The organism is Actinomadura napierensis (assembly GCF_039529375.1).
In the GTDB taxonomy this organism is placed as follows: Bacteria; Actinomycetota; Actinomycetes; order Streptosporangiales; family Streptosporangiaceae; genus Spirillospora; species Spirillospora napierensis.
Map to the genome: position 1 here is coordinate 284,238 of NZ_BAAAMR010000001.1, position 17,010 is coordinate 301,247.

General features: G+C 70.7%; 17 protein-coding genes. 7 read left to right on the top strand and 10 right to left on the bottom strand.

Annotated elements, in window-relative coordinates; all coding sequences use genetic code 11:
* Window positions 1-9 precede the first annotated feature (9 nt).
* A complete protein-coding gene (locus ABD296_RS01035) occupies window positions 10-1,161 on the top strand; it encodes a CaiB/BaiF CoA transferase family protein (RefSeq protein WP_344260286.1) in 1,152 nt (383 codons plus the stop codon).
* 56 nt (window positions 1,162-1,217) lie between these two features.
* On the opposite strand, the gene ABD296_RS01040 is transcribed toward ABD296_RS01035, so the two are convergent.
* Complete coding sequence (locus tag ABD296_RS01040; RefSeq protein WP_344260288.1) at window positions 1,218-1,916, bottom strand: GntR family transcriptional regulator; 699 nt, start codon at window positions 1,914-1,916, stop codon at window positions 1,218-1,220.
* Between the two features lie 171 nt (window positions 1,917-2,087).
* On the opposite strand from ABD296_RS01040, the gene ABD296_RS01045 reads away from it, so the two are divergent.
* The 6 genes from ABD296_RS01045 (at window position 2,088) to ABD296_RS01070 (ending at window position 7,795) form a co-directional block, all read left to right on the top strand.
* A complete protein-coding gene (locus ABD296_RS01045; RefSeq protein WP_344260290.1) occupies window positions 2,088-2,945 on the top strand; it encodes a fumarylacetoacetate hydrolase family protein in 858 nt (285 codons plus the stop codon).
* The gene (locus ABD296_RS01050) at window positions 2,942-3,550 is read left to right on the top strand and encodes an amino acid synthesis family protein (RefSeq protein WP_344260292.1); all 609 of its coding nucleotides are present in this window, start codon (window positions 2,942-2,944) and stop codon (window positions 3,548-3,550) included. The genes ABD296_RS01045 and ABD296_RS01050 overlap by 4 nt, the downstream gene beginning before the upstream one ends.
* 35 nt (window positions 3,551-3,585) lie before the next feature.
* Window positions 3,586-4,128, top strand: coding sequence for a VOC family protein (locus ABD296_RS01055; RefSeq protein WP_344260294.1), 543 nt, complete (start codon window positions 3,586-3,588; stop codon window positions 4,126-4,128).
* A 21-nt stretch (window positions 4,129-4,149) separates the two neighbouring features.
* Window positions 4,150-4,674 (top strand): cupin domain-containing protein, encoded by a 525-nt coding sequence (locus ABD296_RS01060; protein ID WP_344260296.1) that lies wholly within the window; start codon window positions 4,150-4,152, stop codon window positions 4,672-4,674.
* Window positions 4,675-4,789: 115 nt separating this feature from the next.
* Window positions 4,790-5,908 carry an alcohol dehydrogenase catalytic domain-containing protein gene (locus ABD296_RS01065; protein WP_344260298.1) on the top strand — a complete coding sequence of 373 codons (1,119 nt, stop codon included), beginning with the start codon at window positions 4,790-4,792 and terminating at the stop codon, window positions 5,906-5,908.
* A 144-nt stretch (window positions 5,909-6,052) separates the two neighbouring features.
* Entirely contained in the window at window positions 6,053-7,795 is a 1,743-nt protein-coding gene (locus ABD296_RS01070; RefSeq protein ID WP_344260300.1) for an MFS transporter, read from the top strand.
* On the opposite strand, the gene ABD296_RS01075 is transcribed toward ABD296_RS01070, so the two are convergent.
* The 9 genes from ABD296_RS01075 to ABD296_RS01115 form a co-directional block, all read right to left on the bottom strand.
* The gene (locus ABD296_RS01075; protein ID WP_344260302.1) at window positions 7,770-8,408 is read right to left on the bottom strand and encodes a TetR/AcrR family transcriptional regulator; all 639 of its coding nucleotides are present in this window, start codon (window positions 8,406-8,408) and stop codon (window positions 7,770-7,772) included. The two genes, ABD296_RS01070 and ABD296_RS01075, sit on opposite strands and share 26 nt — an antisense overlap.
* 104 nt (window positions 8,409-8,512) lie before the next feature.
* Window positions 8,513-9,517: a prolipoprotein diacylglyceryl transferase gene (locus ABD296_RS01080; protein ID WP_344260304.1), complete on the bottom strand. Its 1,005-nt coding sequence runs from the start codon at window positions 9,515-9,517 to the stop codon at window positions 8,513-8,515.
* A complete protein-coding gene (locus ABD296_RS01085) occupies window positions 9,514-10,806 on the bottom strand; it encodes an MCE family protein (RefSeq protein ID WP_344260306.1) in 1,293 nt (430 codons plus the stop codon). Before ABD296_RS01085 ends, ABD296_RS01080 begins: the two co-directional genes overlap by 4 nt.
* Window positions 10,803-11,822 (bottom strand): MCE family protein, encoded by a 1,020-nt coding sequence (locus ABD296_RS01090; protein WP_344260308.1) that lies wholly within the window; start codon window positions 11,820-11,822, stop codon window positions 10,803-10,805. Before ABD296_RS01090 ends, ABD296_RS01085 begins: the two co-directional genes overlap by 4 nt.
* Before the next feature lie 8 nt (window positions 11,823-11,830).
* Entirely contained in the window at window positions 11,831-12,865 is a 1,035-nt protein-coding gene (locus tag ABD296_RS01095; RefSeq protein ID WP_344260311.1) for an MCE family protein, read from the bottom strand.
* Window positions 12,862-13,938 (bottom strand): MlaD family protein, encoded by a 1,077-nt coding sequence (locus tag ABD296_RS01100; RefSeq protein ID WP_344260313.1) that lies wholly within the window; start codon window positions 13,936-13,938, stop codon window positions 12,862-12,864. The genes ABD296_RS01095 and ABD296_RS01100 overlap by 4 nt, the downstream gene beginning before the upstream one ends.
* On the bottom strand, window positions 13,935-15,092 hold the full coding sequence (locus ABD296_RS01105; protein WP_344260315.1) for an MCE family protein: 1,158 nt from the start codon (window positions 15,090-15,092) through the stop codon (window positions 13,935-13,937). Before ABD296_RS01105 ends, ABD296_RS01100 begins: the two co-directional genes overlap by 4 nt.
* Window positions 15,092-16,159: an MCE family protein gene (locus tag ABD296_RS01110; protein ID WP_344260317.1), complete on the bottom strand. Its 1,068-nt coding sequence runs from the start codon at window positions 16,157-16,159 to the stop codon at window positions 15,092-15,094. The genes ABD296_RS01105 and ABD296_RS01110 overlap by 1 nt, the downstream gene beginning before the upstream one ends.
* On the bottom strand, window positions 16,156-17,007 hold the full coding sequence (locus ABD296_RS01115) for an ABC transporter permease (RefSeq protein ID WP_344260319.1): 852 nt from the start codon (window positions 17,005-17,007) through the stop codon (window positions 16,156-16,158). The genes ABD296_RS01110 and ABD296_RS01115 overlap by 4 nt, the downstream gene beginning before the upstream one ends.
* Window positions 17,008-17,010 lie beyond the last annotated feature (3 nt).

The window sequence follows — 17,010 nt, forward strand, 5'->3', positions numbered from 1 at the left end:
GGGGTGCGCATGGGCAGCGGGGCGCTGGAGGGGCTGCTGGTCGCCGATTTCAGCCGGGTGCTCGCCGGGCCGTACGCCACGATGCTGATGGCCGACCTCGGCGCCGACGTCGTCAAGATCGAGCGGCCCGGCGCGGGCGACGACACCCGCTCGTGGGGTCCGCCCCACTCGGCGGACGGGGACGCCACCTACTTCCTCGCCGTCAACCGCAACAAGCGGTCGATCGCCCTCGACCTGCGCGACGGGTCGGAGCGCGATGTCGCCCGCCGCCTGGTCGCCCGCGCGGACGTCATCATCGAGAACTTCCGGCCCGGCGCCATGGACCGGCTCGGCCTGGGCTACGAGCACGCGCGGGAACTGAACCCCGCGGTCGTCTACTGCTCCATCACCGGGTTCGGCCCCGGCAAAGGCGCCGACCTGCCCGGCTACGACCTCATCGCCCAGGCCGTCGGCGGGCTGATGAGCGTCACCGGCGAGCCCGGCGGCGAGGGCACCAAGGCCGGTGTCGCGCTCGTCGACGTCATCACCGGCCTGCACGCCGCCACCGGCATCCTCGCCGCGCTCCGGCACCGCGACCGCACCGGCGAGGGCCAGCACGTGGAAGTGTCACTGCTGTCCTCGCTGCTGTCGGCGCTGACCAACCAGGCGTCCGCCTACGTCGCCGCCGGAGCGGTGCCGAAGGCGATGGGCAACCGCCACCCCAGCATCGTCCCCTACGAGGTCTTCCCGGCCGCCGACCGCGCCATCGTGATCGCCGCCGGCAACGACCGCCAGTACCGCGCCCTGTGCACCGTTCTCGGCCGCGAGGACCTGGCCGCCGATCCCCGCTACGCCACCAACACCGACCGCGTCGCCAACCGCGAAACCCTCGTCGAAGCGCTCTCGGCGACGCTGCGGACCCGGACCGCCGACGAATGGTTCACCGCCGTCTCCGACGCCGGCGTGCCGTGCGGCCCCATCAACGACCTGGCCGAGGCCTTCGACCTCGGCACCCGGCTCGGCCTCGCACCCGCCGTTCAGGTGGACGACCCGCGCCGGGACCGCCCCGCCGCCCAGGTCGCCAACCCGATCCGGCTCACCGCGACCCCGCCCGCCTACCGGCTCGCCCCGCCGCGTCTCGGCGAGGACGACGCCTGGGTCCGCGAGATCTTGGGCCGGTGACGATGCGGCGCCGCAGTTCGTCCCCGACGACCTGCGGCGCACCGTCGGCGAAAAAGTCAGCTGGCGCTTTGTTCGGCGGCGTCCCTTTGCCGCTGGATGGCGGCCACGCTTTCCCGCGTACGGACGATGTGGTTCGTCAGGAGCGTGACGGCTTCCGTCTTGTTGCGCTCGACGGTCGCGTCCAGGATCGCCTGGTGCTCGTCGGACTTGGCCCTGCGCTCCGTCCGGTACTTGGCGGAGAACCTCCGGTAGCGCTCGGCCTGATCGAAGAGGTTGGAGCAGAGCCCGAGCAGCCTCGGCGAGGGCGTGGCCGACAGTAGGGCCATGTGGAAGTCCTTGTGCCGAGCGCTCCATTCGGCGTTGAGCACCAGCGGTCCCTCGGGGAGCCGGGCCTCGATCTTCTGGAGCCGGTAGAACGCGGAGACCGAGCGGACCTCCCACTCGTCGTCGCCGTGCTCGATGGACTCCTCGAGCGCCTGGAGGTCGAGTAGGAGGCGCAGTCGCGTGATGTCCGCGAAGTCCTCCGCGGACATGGGGGCCACGCGGAAGCCGCGCCGTTGGTCGGCGACGACGAGGCCCTCCTGCGTCAACCTGTTCAGGGCCTCCCGCAGCGGGCTGCTGGAGTAGCCGTAGCGGGTCCGGAGCAGTTCGACCTTGAGCTTGGAGCCGGGCTCGTGGACGCCCGACAGCAGGTCCTGGCGCAACCGATCTGCCGCCTGGTCGACCAGGGGCGGCGATGCCGTAACGCTGCTCATAACTGGATTCTATGCATGAAAACCGGGTCGCCGGCTAATGCCGCTGGTCACAGCGGGGTGACTGATCAAGTGTGCATGGACTTCATCTTGTGCACAAAATGTCGTAGCATCCGGAGAAGCCGCAGCTCGCGGTCGCCGAGGAAGCCACGATCCGTCTCCCGAGGAGTCGTCATGAAGCTCGCGTCCTACCGCCACGCCGATCAGGAGCGCTTCGGCGCCGTGGTCGACGACACCGTCATCGACCTGACCGACGCAAGCGGCCACCCGACGCTGGCGTCCTTCGTCGGGAGTGCGGACTACGCGAAGCGCGACGCCCTCATCGCGCAGGGCACCGCCGTCCCCCTGAGCGAGGTCACCCTGCTGCCGGTGATCCCCCGCCCGGAGAAGATCGTGTGCAGCGTCCGCAACTACATGGACCACCACCAGGAGGCCGTCGCCGCGGGCCTGAAGCGCGAGCTTTCGGAGTTCCCGCCCGTGTTCCTGCGGGTGTGGCGCTCCCAGGTCGCCCACGGGCAGCCGATCATCCGGCCCAAGGCCTCGGAGAGCCTGGACTGGGAGGGCGAGCTGGCCGTCATCATCGGCCGCGGCGGACGCGACATCCCCGCCGAGTCGGCCTGGGACCACGTCGCCGGCTACAGCTGCTACAACGACGCGTCCGTGCGCGACTTCCAGTTCCACGCCAAGCAGATCGCCGCCGGCAAGAACTTCGAGTCCACGGGCGGGTTCGGCCCCTGGATGGTCACCGGCGACGAGATCGCGCCCGGACAGGTGCTCAAGCTGGAGACCAGGCTGAACGACGAGGTCGTCCAGTCCGGGGACACCGGCCAGATGATCTTCGACGTCCCGCAGCTCATCGCCTACGCCTCGACCATCTTCACCCTCAGCCCCGGAGACGTGATCGTCACCGGCACCCCCGCCGGCGTGGGCTTCAGCCGCAAGCCTCCCCGCTTCATGAAGCCCGGGGACGTCGTCGAGGTGGAGATCGAGGGGATCGGCGTCCTCCGCAACCCGGTGGCGCAGCAGGCATGACCGCGCGCGCCGAGGAGACCGGCGGCGAGCCGGTGAAGGTCCGCAAGCGCGGGCTCACCGTCGAGACGGTCTTCCATGAGTTCGGGCCCGCGGCCGAGCGGCCGCTGCGGCTGGCCGCCGCGACCGCGGTGGTCGCCAACCCCTACGCCGGCCGGTACGTCGAGGACCTCACCCCTTTCATGGCCGCGCTCAGACCGCTCGGGTCCGAGCTCGCCGGCGAGCTGGTCGACGCGCTCGGCGGTACCGGCCGGGTGGAGGCCTACGGCAAGGCGGCCATCGTCGGCGTGAACGGGGAACTGGAGCACGGCGCCGTGTGGCACGAGGCCGGAGGCTGGGGCATGCGCGCCGTCCTCGGCGAACCGAAGGCCATCGTGCCCTCCGCGAAGGCCGTGGCGGCCACCGGCTACCGGCTGATGGTGCCGCTGCACTACGTCCATGCCGCTTACGTCCGCAGTCATTACAACGTGATGGAGGTCGGCGTCCAGGACGCTCCGCGGCCCAATGAGATCCTGTTCGGGCTGGTCATGGCCGATGGCGGCAGGGTGCACTCCCGCCTGGGCGGCCTGGCCAAGGAGGCGGTCTCCGTCCACGACGGCCAGCGCTGAGCCGGCGGCACAGATCCACGACAGGAACAGCACACATGTCTCAAACCAGTACGGAGACCGGTCCGGTCCTCTCCCACTTCGGGGTCTTCTGCCGCGATCTCGACGCCATGGTCGCGTTCTACTCCGGCGTCTTCGGGATGAAGGTGACCGACCGGGGCGAGGGCCACACCATGCCCTTCACCATCGCCTTCATGTCGGGCAGTCCCCGGCAGCACCACCAGCTGGCGCTCGCCTCCGGCCGCGGCGCGAACGACCCGAGCACCGTCATGCAGATCTCCTTCAAGGTCAAGGACCTGGACGCGCTGCGGGAGAGCCGGCGGCGCGCGGAGGCCGCCGGTGCGACGAACCTGCGCGGGCTCAACCACGGCAACGCGCTGTCCATCTACTTCTCCGACATCGAGGACAACACCGTCGAGGTCTACCTCGACACGCCGTGGTACGTGGCGCAGCCGCACGGCGACCCGCTGGACCTCGGCCGTCCTGACGGCGAGATCTGGGCCGAGACGGAACGGATCTGCCGCGCCGACCCCACGTTCATGACGGTCGAAGAGTGGCAGCGGAAGTTCGAAGAGGCCTGACGCCTCTCGAAAGGAGAGACCATGGTGCGTCGAGTCGTCACCGCCGTCAGCGGCACCGGGCGTTCGGTGATCAGCAACGACGGGGAACTGCGGCAGGTGCCCTACCGGCACACTCCGGGGTTCGCCCACTCGCTGGTGTGGACCACCGGAGCGCCCCCGGTCCCCCGGGCCGACGGCCCTGGCGAACCGCCGGCGAGCTTCGTGCCGGGCCCGGGAGAGACGATCGCGATGACGGTCACCTTCCCCCCGGACAGCGTCTTCGGGGATCCTGCCTTCGACCCCGTGGCGGCGGCGGCCGAGAACGTGAAGCACAACCCCGGACTCGCGGATCTCTTCGAACCCGACGCGCCCGGCATGCACACCACCCCGACGGTGGACTACGTGGTGGTCCTGGACGGCACCGTCGTCCTCGAACTCGACGACGGCGCCACCACGACGCTTCACCCCGGCGACCTCGTCATCCAGAACGCCACCCGGCACGCCTGGCGCGTCCCCTCCGACAGGCCGGCCACCATCTTCGTCGTCCTCATGGGCCACGCCCGCTGACCCGGGCGCAGCCCGCGCGAACGGCGCCGCCCGGCGCGACGGGGTCTCGGCGACCCCGGCGCGGCCGGACCCGCGAGCGCCCACCACCCCGTTCTCTGCGAAGGAGCAGCTCATCGTGACCAGGACCATGCGCGCCGCGCGACTCCACGAGGTCGGCCGTCCCATGCGGCTCGAAGAGGTACCGGTTCCCGTCCCCGGCCCGGCGGACGTCCTGGTCGCCGTGCGGGCGGTGAACATCGTGCCGAACCTCGCCAACATCCTGAGCAACTGGACGACCTGGTTCCCCATGAACCCCCTGCCCACGCTTCCGGCGATCTTCGGCCTGGACCCGGCCGGCGTGATCGAGGAGGTCGGGCCCGCGGTCGAGGGCTTCTCGGTCGGGGACCGCGTCTACGTCAACCCGGGCCGCTCCTGCGGCGGGTGCCGCGCCTGCCGGGAGGGGCGGCTGGTCCAGTGCGCGAGCTTCGCCTTCTCCGGCTACTTCGGGTTCTCCGCCACCTCGATGGGGCTGCTCGACCGGTACCAGGGCGGCCTGGCGGATTACATGATCGCGCCGTCGCGGTCGCTGGTGAAGATTCCGGCCTCGCTCTCCTTCGAGGCCGCCGCCCGCTTCGGCTACCTCGGCACGATGTACTCCGCGCTCCGCAAGGCCGGGGCCGGGCCCGGACGCAGCGTCCTGGTCAACGGCATCACCGGAACGCTCGGCATCGCCGCGGCCCTGCTCGCGCCGGCGCTCGGGATCACCACCCTGTACGGGACCGGACGCGACCGCGGACTCCTCGAGGAGATCGACAAGCTCGCCCCCGGGCGGTTCCGGCTGCACTCGCTGCTGGACGGCCCCGTCGACGAGTGGATCGCGGAGCGCACCGGCGGGGCCGGGGTCGACGTCTACATCGACGCGCTCGGGCCGGGCGCGCCCCACGAGACCCTCCAGCAGGGAGTGCGCGCGCTGAGCCGCGGCGGCGTCGCGGTCAACATCGGGGCCGTCGCCGGCGAGGTGCCCCTCGACCTGCACCGGATGATGGACATGGACCAGACCGTCCGGGGGTCCGTCTGGTTCACCGCCGGCGAGGGCCAGCACATGGCCGACATGGTCGGGGCGGGCTCGCTGGACCTCTCGCCGCTGCGGCACCACGTCTTCCCCCTCGACGACGTGAACCAGGCGATGAACAACATCGAGGTCCGCCACGGCGGCTTCAGCAACTTCGTCATCACACCGAACCCCGGGCACTGACCCTCGACGCTCCCTTCCTCTCTCCGCCGGCCGCCCCCGCCTGTGCCGGGTGGTCCGCAGCTCCGGGGCGCTGCTGACCGTTCCCACCCGGCCACGGCCGCACCCCTCACCCGTCGCGCTCCAGCGCGACGAAAGGAACCAGCCATGGAGAACCCCTCGATCGAGGCCGGCGAAGCCGTCGCCCCGTCCGTCCCCACTCCGGTTTCCGCCGGCACCGCCCGTCCGCGTCCGGGACTCGCGGTCGGGACCCTGCTCGCCGCCGCGTTCTGCGTCTTCATGGCGCAGTTCGCGCTCACCGTCCCGGCCAGCCTCAACGGCCTGTTCCAGCTGGACTTCGGCACCTCGGCGTCCGAACTGACCTGGATCACCGACGCCTTCCTGGTGCCCGTCACCGTCCTGGAGCTCACCTTCGGGCTGCTCGGCGACATGTTCGGGCGCCGCCGGCTGCTCGTGGGCGGCGCCGTGCTCGTGGCCGCCGGCTTCCTGGTGTGCGTCCTGACGCCCGGGACCGGAACCTCCCACGGCACCCGCCTGGCCGTGATGTGGACGGGGCAGATCCTCGCCGGCATCGGCGCCGCCGCGGTCATCCCGACCACGCTGGCCATGGTGGCCGCAGGCACGCACACCGCCCGGGCACGGGCCCGGGGCCTGTCCGTCTGGGCGGCGTCGCTGTCGATGGGCAGCGTGGTGTCACCGGTCGTGTGCGGCGTCACCGCGCAATGGGGCTTCGGCTCGAACGCCAACGCCGGCTGGAAGTGGACGTTCATCGCGGTGGCCGTGCTCGCCGTCGCCGCCGCGGTCCTCGCCGCGACGGTCGCGCAGGACTCCTCCGCACCGGAGGGGCGGGCCTTCGACTGGCCGGGCCAGATCACCATCGCGCTGTCGGTCCTCGGCCTGCTCTTCGCGGTCATCCAGGGACCGACCAGCGGCTGGGGAAGCGCGGAGGTCCTCGCCGGGTTCGGATGCACCGTCGTCTTCGGCGCGCTCTTCGTCGCCGTCGAGCGCCGCTCCGCGTCTCCCCTGCTCCAGATGGACCTCTTCGCCAACCGCAGCTTCTCCATCGCCGCGGGCGCGACCGTGGTCGGCATGTTCGCCTACCTGGGCACCGGTTACATCACGAGCATCCGGTTGACGGCCATCCAGGGCTTCACCCCGCTTTCTGCCTCGCTCGCCTTCGTGGTCTTCAACGGCGTGTCCGCGCTGATCCAGGTGCCGATCGCCTCGCGCCTGATCGAGCGGTACAACCCCAAGTGGGTGCTCGGCGCGGGCCTGCTCCTCATCGCGGCCGGCGACTTCTGGATGGCGTCGGTCTCCATCGAGCACCACTCGATCGGCGTCCTCCTCCCGCCGCTGGTCATCGCCGGCGCCGGCGTCGCGTTCGCGCTCACGGCGGTCACCGCCGTGGTCATCAACACCGTCCCCAACCACCTCGCCGGGATGGCCGCCGGCTGGGCGAGCCTGCTGCGCGACTTCGGCTTCACCCTCGGCCCGGCCGTCGTCGGCGCCATCGCGCTCAGCCGCGCGGCCGACGAGATCAGCGCGAAGGTCGCCGCCAACCCGGCCCTGTCAGCGGCCCTGCAGAAGTTCAACGCCTCCGCGGCGAGCACCCCGGAAAGCCAGCGGCAGGCGGTCGAAAGTGCGATCGGCGCCGTCAACTCGGGCCCGCTGGGAGCCAACGGAGTGCCCGCCACGATCACCCTTCCCGACGGGACGAAAGTGCCGTTCAACCCGCTGAAGGACACCGCCTTCCACGCCCTCGGCGGCGCCTACTCGGTCGGCTACCTCATCGTCGGGATCTGCGCCGTGGCGGCGGCCCTCATCGCCATGCTGTTCATCGCCGGCCGTGCCCACGATCCCCTGGTCAGCGAGGATTCACTGCAGGATTGAGGCCCGCTCCGGACGTCCGCCGGGACCCGGCGAGCAGCATCGGCTGGAGCCAGCGGCGAAGGAACGGGCGCGGATCGCCGATGGTGGCCTCCGGCACGGAGAGGTAGGAGTACAGCAGCCGCATGAACAGTTCGGCGAGGCTGCCGAGTTCGTCGTCGTCGTAGCCGAGGGCGGCCCAGTCGATGTTCAACCGCCGCAGGAAGGTCTTCATCTCGGCGAGGGCGCCGGGCGAGAGGATGTCGGAGCCCAGACCGGTCGCATGACCCGCGATGAAGACCATCCCGACGTAGGGTTCGCGCGGCAGCTGCTCGACCGCGCGGGCGAAGACCTCGACGATGATGTGGACCGGATCGGTCAGGGACTCGATGTCGGCCGCCATCCGCGCCTCGAACTCGGCGGCGGCGGCGAACCCCGTGGCCTTCATCAGGTCCTCGATGTTGCGGTAGTACCGGTAGACCGTCGCCCGGGTGACGCCAAGTTCCTCCGCGACCTGGGTGAAGCCGGTCTTGCGCGCGCCGTACCGGTCCACGCACCGGATCATGGCCTCGATGATCCTGCGCCGGGCCTCGTCGTCGTCGCGAGGAGGATTCCCCCGCCACCCATGCGTGCGCATCAGTCCCTCTCACAGCGAACGGCCCGATCGGGGCCGGGAAGCCGACTTCGGTTGCGCCTCGGTGACGCCGGCGCGCGGCGGCACCCGCCCCCGGGCCGCGCACGTCACTGCGCCGGTCGAGCCGAGGGAAGGGCGCCCGGCAGTCCGGAGCCGGTGCCGCCGGAGAGCGGCTTGCCGTTCTCGTCGGTCGCGGATTCCACCCCTTGGCTCAGCAGAGTGATATTACCGGCCAGCCACTTGCCCGAGACGAGCTTCATGCTGAGGGCGACCGTGGCGCCGGTGTTGCTCTGGACGGTCTTGTCCGTCGTCACCTTGGTGTTGATGACGACCATGACGTTCGCCGCACGGTTCTTGACCTCCCCCGGATAGATGCCGGTGATGGCGGCCTTGGAGCTGACCTTGTTGGCGGTGAAGTAGCTGGTGAGGGTGGCGGCCGTCGGCCGGATGGCGTCGGCGGCCGCCTTGGTGAGCAGCGGGTACTTCGCGGCGAACGACTGGGACATGTGCTGGTAGTCCCAGTTGAAGAAGACGCTCGCGACCTTGCCGGCGCTGCCGGCGAGGCTGCGCCGCTGCTGGGCGTCCTTGGAGAGGTCGTCCTTCCCCTGCCAGACGGTGTAGAGGAGCACGGTCACGGCCACCAGGGCGACGAGGGGCACGATCGCCAGGATCCGCGCCGTCACGGACCTGCGGCGGCTCACCGTGACGGCCGTCCTGCTCGCGAGGGACGCGGCCCACACCTCGGGCGCGATCTTGGGGATCCTCCGGCCGGCGGGCGCCGGAGCGACCGGCCGGGACCGGCGCGCCCGCCGCTTCTCCGGCTCCGCGTCCTTCGGCTCCTTGGTCTTCGACTCCTTGGTCTTCGACTCCTTGGTCTTCGGCTCCGCGTCGTCCGGCTCCGCGTCCTTTGGCTCTGCGTCGTCCGGTGGCTCTGCGTCGTCCGGCTCGTCTGCCGACTCGTCCGTCGGCTCGTCCGACGGTGCCTCGGGGTCCTGGCGCTCGGTGGCCTTGCGTTTGCCCTTCGTCCTGACGATGACGTAGGTCCGGTCGTACTCGTGGACGGCGGGGGCGTCGTCGTCGGCCGTCCGGGTGCCGGATGCCTTGGCTGTCACTGGCCTCTCCTCCTCCAGGGCCGGCGCCAGGCCAGCCCGAGCATGCTCATGGCGACGCGCAGCAGCACCAGGCCCGCCACGACCGGCGGGACGTAGATGAGCCACCACTCGGGGTCGTGGTGCGTGCCGCCCGCGGTGTTGCGGGCCGTGATCCCGGCCGGGGTGGTGGCGGTGGCCTGCGCGTCCGGTCGGGTGGTCGCGGCCGTCTCGGTCTTCTTCATCGGCGGGATCTGCCGGCGGGGCAGATCGACCCCCGGGCAGGTCGGGATGGCCGGGATCGTGGGCAGCGGGGTGAGGTCGCGGTACTCGATCGCCGACTTGACCGGGGTCAGCGTGAGGATGAACCTCAGGTTGAGGTTCGGCTTGCCGTTGACGAAGGTGATGACGCCCCTCATGGCGGACGCCAGCTGCGGCGACCACTGCAGCCCTCTGGAGAGGGCGTCGACGTTGCCGGGTGTCAGCAGCGACGGCAGCGCCCCGCCCAGCGCGCCGAGCATGCACTGGGCGGCGGGTTTCGACTCGCGCAGCAGCTTCGCGGTCCGCGTCAGCAGGTCGGGGGTGGTGTCGCGGATCCGGGCGAGGGAGTCGTCGACGTCCGCGAGCGCGGAGGTGACGTCGGCGGTGCTGGCGATCCCGGTGGCGAGGTCGGCGCGCTTGCCGGCGAGCACGCCCGTCAGCGTGCCGAGATTGGTGATCAGGCTGTCGAGGGTGCCGGTGTTGCCGGCGAAGGTGCGGGCGAGTTGGGAGGCGCCGTCGACGGTGAGCCGGAGGGTGTCGCCGCGCCCGTCCAGCCCCTGCGCCAGCTCCCGCGTGACGATCTTGAGGTTCTCCGGGTTCAGCCCGTTGATGGCCTTGGTGACGGACGCGAACAGGTCGCCGTAGCTCTCGCTGACGCTCGTCCTGGACCGGGGGATGACGTCGCCGGGGCGCATCGCGGGCGCGTTCGCCCGGCCGCCGGCGGGCTCCAGGTCGACGTACGGTTCGCCGATGGCGGACTTGAGCGCGGCGGTGGCGGTGACGCCCTGCGGGACCTGCCGGCCCTTGTCGATGGCGAGGCGGACGACGACCGTCGTCCCCTCCAGCCGGACCGAGTGGATCTTGCCGATGGCGACGCCGAGATAGGTCACGTCGAAGCCGGGCTGGAGCCCGCGCGAGTCGGAGAACTGCGCGCTGATTGCGTACGGGCGCGAGAACGGGTCGAACCCGAGCACGTTGCGCACCGCCCACACCGTCAGGACGAGGGCGAGCAGCGTGAACACCGCCAGGTTGACCCTGATCCGGCGGGTCATCGCTGCGGCCCCAGCATCCGGACGAGGTCGGCCAGCGACGACGGCGACCGCCCGCCGCCCCGGGTCGCCGACCCGTTGAAGTCGAGCACCGGGTAGGTGAGCAGCTGCCCGTTGTAGACCTGCCGCGGCATCCGGGAGACGAACTCCTGGACGCGGTTGATCAAATCGCCGAGTCTCGTCTTGTCGGAGGCCAGCACCTGGAACGTGGGCCCCATCTGCTCGAGGAGCCGGCGGAGCTGGTCGGTGTGGCCGATGAGGACCGTGTCGTTCACCGTCCGCGCCAGGTCGGACAGCGAGTGCACCGCGGTGAGGATCTTCTGCCGGTCGTCGGCCAGCAGCTTCGTGGCGTCCGCGAGCCGGCCGGGCAGCCGCTTCAGTGAGTCCTCGTGCGCCGCCAGGCTGCTCCCGAGTTCGGCGAGGTCGTCCACGGCCCGGCCCAGTTCCGCGCGCCGCTCGCCGAAGGTCTTCAGCAGCGTGTCCGCGTTGACGATCATCGCGTTGAGCTCGGGGCCGCGTCCCGCGAACGCGGTGCCCATGGTGTTCACGAGGCCGGGGGCGTCGCCGTCGGCGAGGGCGCCGACCAGCGGCGCGGCCTTGCCGACGATGTCCTCGAACCCGGGGCTGGTGGTGGTCTCGGCGATCCGGGCGTGGTCGGCGAGGAAGGGGCCCTGGTCCAGTGCCCGGCCCGGGGGCGGCTGGAGCTGCACGTAGTTCTCGCCGAGCAGCGAGGTCGTGGTGACCTTGGCGGTCGTCCCGGCCGGGATGTGCACCCCGTCCTTGATCGACATGGTGACCCGCGACCGGTAGCCCTGCCCGGTGTCGACCAGGCTGATCTTCGTGACGGAGCCGACCGCCACGTCCGCGACCTTGACGCTGTGCCCGGTGACGAGGTTCTGCACGTCGGTGAAGTCGGCGGTGAGGGACAGCGGTCCCTTGGGCGCGTGCAGTGTCTGGATCGAGCAGCCGCACAGCAGGCCGCAGAGGACGAGCGCGCCGGCGAGCAGGAACGGTCTCACGGTGGCTCCTACTGGCAGTTGGAGTAGGGGGGCGGGAGGGGGCACGGCACGTTCCGGTCGATGGTGGGCTCGCGGAGGACCGCGGCCAGGTAGGAGCGCGCGAAGTTGTCGAGGGTGACCCGCAGGATGATCGCGCGGTCCTTCGGTTCGTAGGCGTTGACGAACTGGAAGCCGAAGTTGGGCAGCGCCTGCAGCACGCCGCCGAGGCTCTCGGCGCTTCCTTTGAGGGTGAGGCTGACCTGGGCGGTCCGTTCCAGGTCGGCGGGGATGGTGTCCTGGTGCATCTTGATCAGGACGTCGCCGCGCTTGGCGAGGTCGGCGATCGCCTCGACCAGTGTCCGGATGTTCGCCCGCTCGCCGGCCAGCATCTTCGAGGCCTTGGAGAAGTCCGTGACCAGCGTGCCGAGCGTCTTCTCCCGGCCGCGGACGATGCTCGCGAGCCGGTCGAGGTTCTGCGCGACCTGGAGGAGCTGTTTGTCCTGCCCGGCGAGGTCGTTCACGAGCTGCCCGGCCTGCTGGAAGGCCTGGTTGAAGGCGGCGCCGTTGCCGTTGAGGCTGCCGGCGGCGGTGCCGAGTGCGGCGTCGGCCTTGGCCGGGTCGAAGCTGTCGAGGAGCTTGCCGAACGATTTGAGGGCGTCGTTGACCTCGACGGGGACCTGGGTGCGGTCGGTCCGCAGCACGGCGCCGTCGGGGAGCCGCGCCAGGCCGGGGCGCCAGGCCGGGCTGAAGGTCAGGGTGCGCTCGCCGATCAGGCTCAGCGGCACGATGGCGGCGGTCGCGGTCGCGGGCAGCGGCACGTTCCGGTCGACCGAGGCGACGACGCGGACCTGGCCGTTGACCGGGGTGACCGAGTCGACCTTCCCGACGTTGACGCCCATGACCTGCACCTGGGAGCCGGGGTAGAAGGAGACGGCCCGGGTGAAGTAGGCGGTGACGTGGTAGGAGGACGGGGACGACAAGCCCGGGAGGACCGAGCACGCGCCCAGGGCGAGGACGAGGGCGACCGCCATCGCGGCCGCCGCCGCCCGGTTCGGCGGCCTCATCCGTTCTGTCCCGTCGGGACGAGCGGGTAGTTGGGCGGGTTGAAGTTCGGCTGCGGGCCGACCACGCCGGGCTGGACGGGCCCGAACCCGACGAACCCGCCCTCCATCCATCTGCCGTCCCGGCTGCCGGCCTGGCCCAGCGCGTAGAAGGCGGGGCCGAACCAGGCGAGGGCGACGTTCATGGACGGCAGGTTGTCGCCGGTCAGGGTCTGGGCGGCGAGGTGGAAGTCGTTGAGCACGGTGTTGAGCTGCTTCTGGTGTTTGGCGAGGGTGTCGTCGAGGGTCTTGACGACGCGGCTGCCGCTGCCGAGCGCGGCGGCGAGGTCGTCGCGGCGCTGGACCAGTTCTTTCAGGAGGCTGTCGCCGTAGTCGAGCAGTTGCGCGAGTTGCCGGTCCTTGGACGCCAGTGCGCCGCTGAGCTTGCCGCTGTTGGCGATGATGGCGGCGACCTGCGGGAAGGAGTCGTTCAGTGTCGCGCTGACCGTCCGCAGGTCCGCCAGCATCTTCGCGGTTTCCTGTTGGGAGGGCAGTTTGACCTTGGCGGCTTCGCCCAGCAGCCGGTCGACCGACTGGGCGTCCAGCCGTCCGGCGATGTTCGAGGCGGAGCCGAGCGTTCCGGTCAGCGAGTAGGGGACGCTGGTGCGCTCCAGCGGGATGCGCCGCCGGTCGTCGGGCAGTGAGGTCAGGTAGGGGCTGGCGACCGGTCCCGACAGGCGGACGTATTGGCCGCCCAGCAGGTTGGACAGCCGGATGTCGGCGTGCATGCGTGTTCCGAGCCTGATGCCGGAGTCGACCTTCCAGGTCACGATGACGTGGCCGTGGTGGAAGTCGGGGCGGATCCCGGTGACCTTGCCGACCTTGACGCCGGCGAGTTGCACCTCGCTGCCCTTCTGCAGGCCGCCGGTGGCGGAGAAGACGCCGCTGACGGTGTAGCCGCCCTGAAAGAGGCCGAGGGTGCCGTAGGCGTAGACCGCCAGCACGAGCGCGGCCAGTGTCGGGATCGCCACCGCGGCGATCGCCACGGGGTTGCGGTCGCGGAACGACCGGGCGAGCGCGTCCTTCAACCGGCTCATTTCGCGGCTCCGTTCTGGCCGCCCAGGAACGCCATCCTGACCATCGCCTGGAAGACCTGCTGCTGGGACGGGCTCAGCTTCGCCTCGTTGGGGTCGACCGCGGGCGTGCCCGCGGACGCGGCGCGCGAGCCGCTGGCGGGCGGGGGCGGCAGGTTCTCGGGGAACGGGCAGGTGTCGGTGTACACGATGTTCATGCACAGGGCGTTGCCGCGCACGAACTTGCCGCCGTCCGTCAGGGTCAGCAGCGCCTGCAGGGCGGCCGGCAGATTCTTGATCATTTTGTCGAGGTCGGCCATCCGGCGGTGCGCGATCTCCATCAGGTCGCCGGTGCCCTGCACCAGCCGGCCGAGTTGCGGCGCCGAGCCGCCGAGCACCTTGTCCAGGTTGGTCGAGATGTCCCCCAGCCGGGTGGTCGCGGTGCCGAGGGCGGTGCGGTCCTGCGCGAACGCCTGGGTGAGGTCGGTGAGGTTGGTGATGGTCTGCGCGATCTGCCGGTCGCGGGCCGACAGCGCGTCCGTCACGGTCTTGTAGTTCGCGATCATCTGGCGGATCGTGCCGCTGCGGGAGCCGAGCATCCGCAGCATCGCCGCCAGGTTCGCGGTCATCTGGTTGATCCGGTCCTGGTTGCCGTCCAGCGCGGTCGCGAACGACTGCAGGATCTTGTTGATCTCGTCGGCGTCGATGCCGCCGACCAGCGGCCCGAGGTCGTTGATGAGCGTGCCGAGGTCGGCCGCCGACCTCGTGCGGGTCAGCCGCTGGCCGTTCTTCAGCACGGTGCGGCTGGACCCGGTCTCCAGATAGATCTCGCGCTTGCCGATGGGGTCCTTCCACCGGATGACCGCCGCGGAGTCGGCCGGGATCCGCAGCGACGAGCGGATCTTCATTCCGACGGCGGCCCGCCCGTCGACGACCTTCACCGAGGTGACCCGCCCGACCGGGGTGCCGGCGACCTTGACCTGGTCGCCCGTGCGCAGCCCGCTGACGTCGTCGAACGTCGCCCGCAACCGCAGGTCCGAGCCCAGGTCCGTGCCGACGATCCGGAACGCCATGAAGGCGGTCAGGATGGTCGTGACGATGCCGAACACCACGAACTTGCGCGCCGACCGCAGGTCCACGCGCGACGTGCGCGCCCGGCGTCCCCGTGAGCGGGCCATCAGTTCCCCCTCTTCGCCGGCGGGTTCGGCTTGTTCGGGACCGCCGGCTCGATCGGCCCGCAGACCCCGGGCAGCGTGTCGCACAGCGCGCTGCTCGGATCGATGTGGATGGTGACCCGCGACAGCAGCGTTCCGTGGGGACCGGGAATGGTGGCGATACCGGTGAGCTGCAGCAGGATGGACCCGCTGCTGCTGATCAGGTCCGGGAAGTAACTGCGGTACTTGTAGAGGACGCCGGCGGCGGGTGAGACCGAGTCGATGATCCGGCCGGCGGCGCCCGGGTTGGACGCGAGGATTTGGTTGAGGGTGTTGGCTGATTCGTCCAGTCCGCCGAGGAGTTTGTTGAACTGGGCGGGGTTGCCGGTGATGGAGGGCAGGACCTTGTTTAGGTCGCCGGCCATCCGGCCGATGTCGTTGCCGTGTTGGGCGGTGGTGTGGGCGAGGGCGCTGCCGTCGCCGATGAGGGAGCCGATGGTGTCGTTGCGGCGCGCGGTCAGGCCGAGCAGCTTGGCCGAGTCGTCGACCAGCCCGCCGATCTCGGTTCCGCGGCCGTCCAGGCCGGTCCCCAGGGACTGCATGATGGTGGCGACGTCGCGTGGGCCGAGCGCGTCGAGCAGGTCGATGGTCGGCGCCGCCACATCGGTCAACTCCTGCGGATCGACGGTCTTGGCGATGCTGGCGCCGTCGGACAGGAACGGCCCTTTCCCCTCGCCCGGACCCGGCCGCAGGTCGACGTATTTGGGGCCGAAGACCGACAGCGGCGAGATCGCGGCCTGCGCGGTGACCGGCGCGCGGATACCGCGGTCCAGGCGCAGGGTGACCCTGGCGCGGCCGCCCGCGGTGAGGCGCACCGAGGCGACCTGGCCGACCTTGACGCCGTGGACTTTGACGTCGGAGCGGTTGTCGAGTCCCTCACCGGCCCGGCCGAACGTCGCCTTCAGATAGGTGGAGCCGGGGTGGGTGTCGCGGGCGCCGAGGTAGGAGGCGAGTGCGGCGGCGGTGAGGAGGGCGGCGCCGAGGGCGCCGAACCGGCGGCGGGTGCGGGGGGTGAGATCGACGGTCCTCATCCGGTCAGGCTCACTGTTCCGCCGTTGCCCCAGAAGATGTAGGACAGCAGCAGGTTCACCATCACGATCGCCACCATCGACTCGCGGATCGCCTGCCCGGTCGCCATCCCCACCCCGACCGGGCCGCCGGTGGCGTTGTAGCCGCGGAAGCAGTGCACCAAAACGATGATCACCGTGAACACCACCACCTTCAGGACGCTGTAGAACACGTCTATCGGCGGCAGGTACAGGTGGAAGTAGTAGTCGTAGATCCCCGGCGAGATGCCGAAGAAGTCGATGGAGATGATCCGGGTGGCGAAGAAGCTGGCGAACAGCGCCAGCAGATACAGCGGGACCAGCGTGATCAGCGCCGCCGCCAGCCGGGTGCACACCAGGTAGGCCAGCGAGTTGATGCCCATCACCTCCAGGGCGTCGATCTCCTCGGAGATCCGCATCGCCCCCAGCTCGGCGGTGAACGACCCGCCCAGCTGGAACACCATCGCGACCCCGGCGATGATCGGGGTCACCTCGCGGACGTTGGCGTAGCTGGCGATGATCCCGGCGAGGGACTGCACCCCGACCCGCTGCAGCCCCGGGATGGCCTGCAGGCCGACCGTGGTGCCGGTGAAGAACGACATGAAGAAGATCACCACGACCATGCCCAGCCCCATCACGACCGCGCCGACCCCGGCGCTGATGTCGCTGACCTGCCGGATCACGGCCTTCAGGTGCTTGCCGCGGGCGATGTCGACCACCAGGTGGTGCAGCACCATGCCGGAGAAGACCAGGAACTCGGCGAACTCGGGGTTGCGTGGGATCCACCGGCGGCGCAGGATGCGGGCCGCCCGGTACGGGACGATCGCGGTCATCAC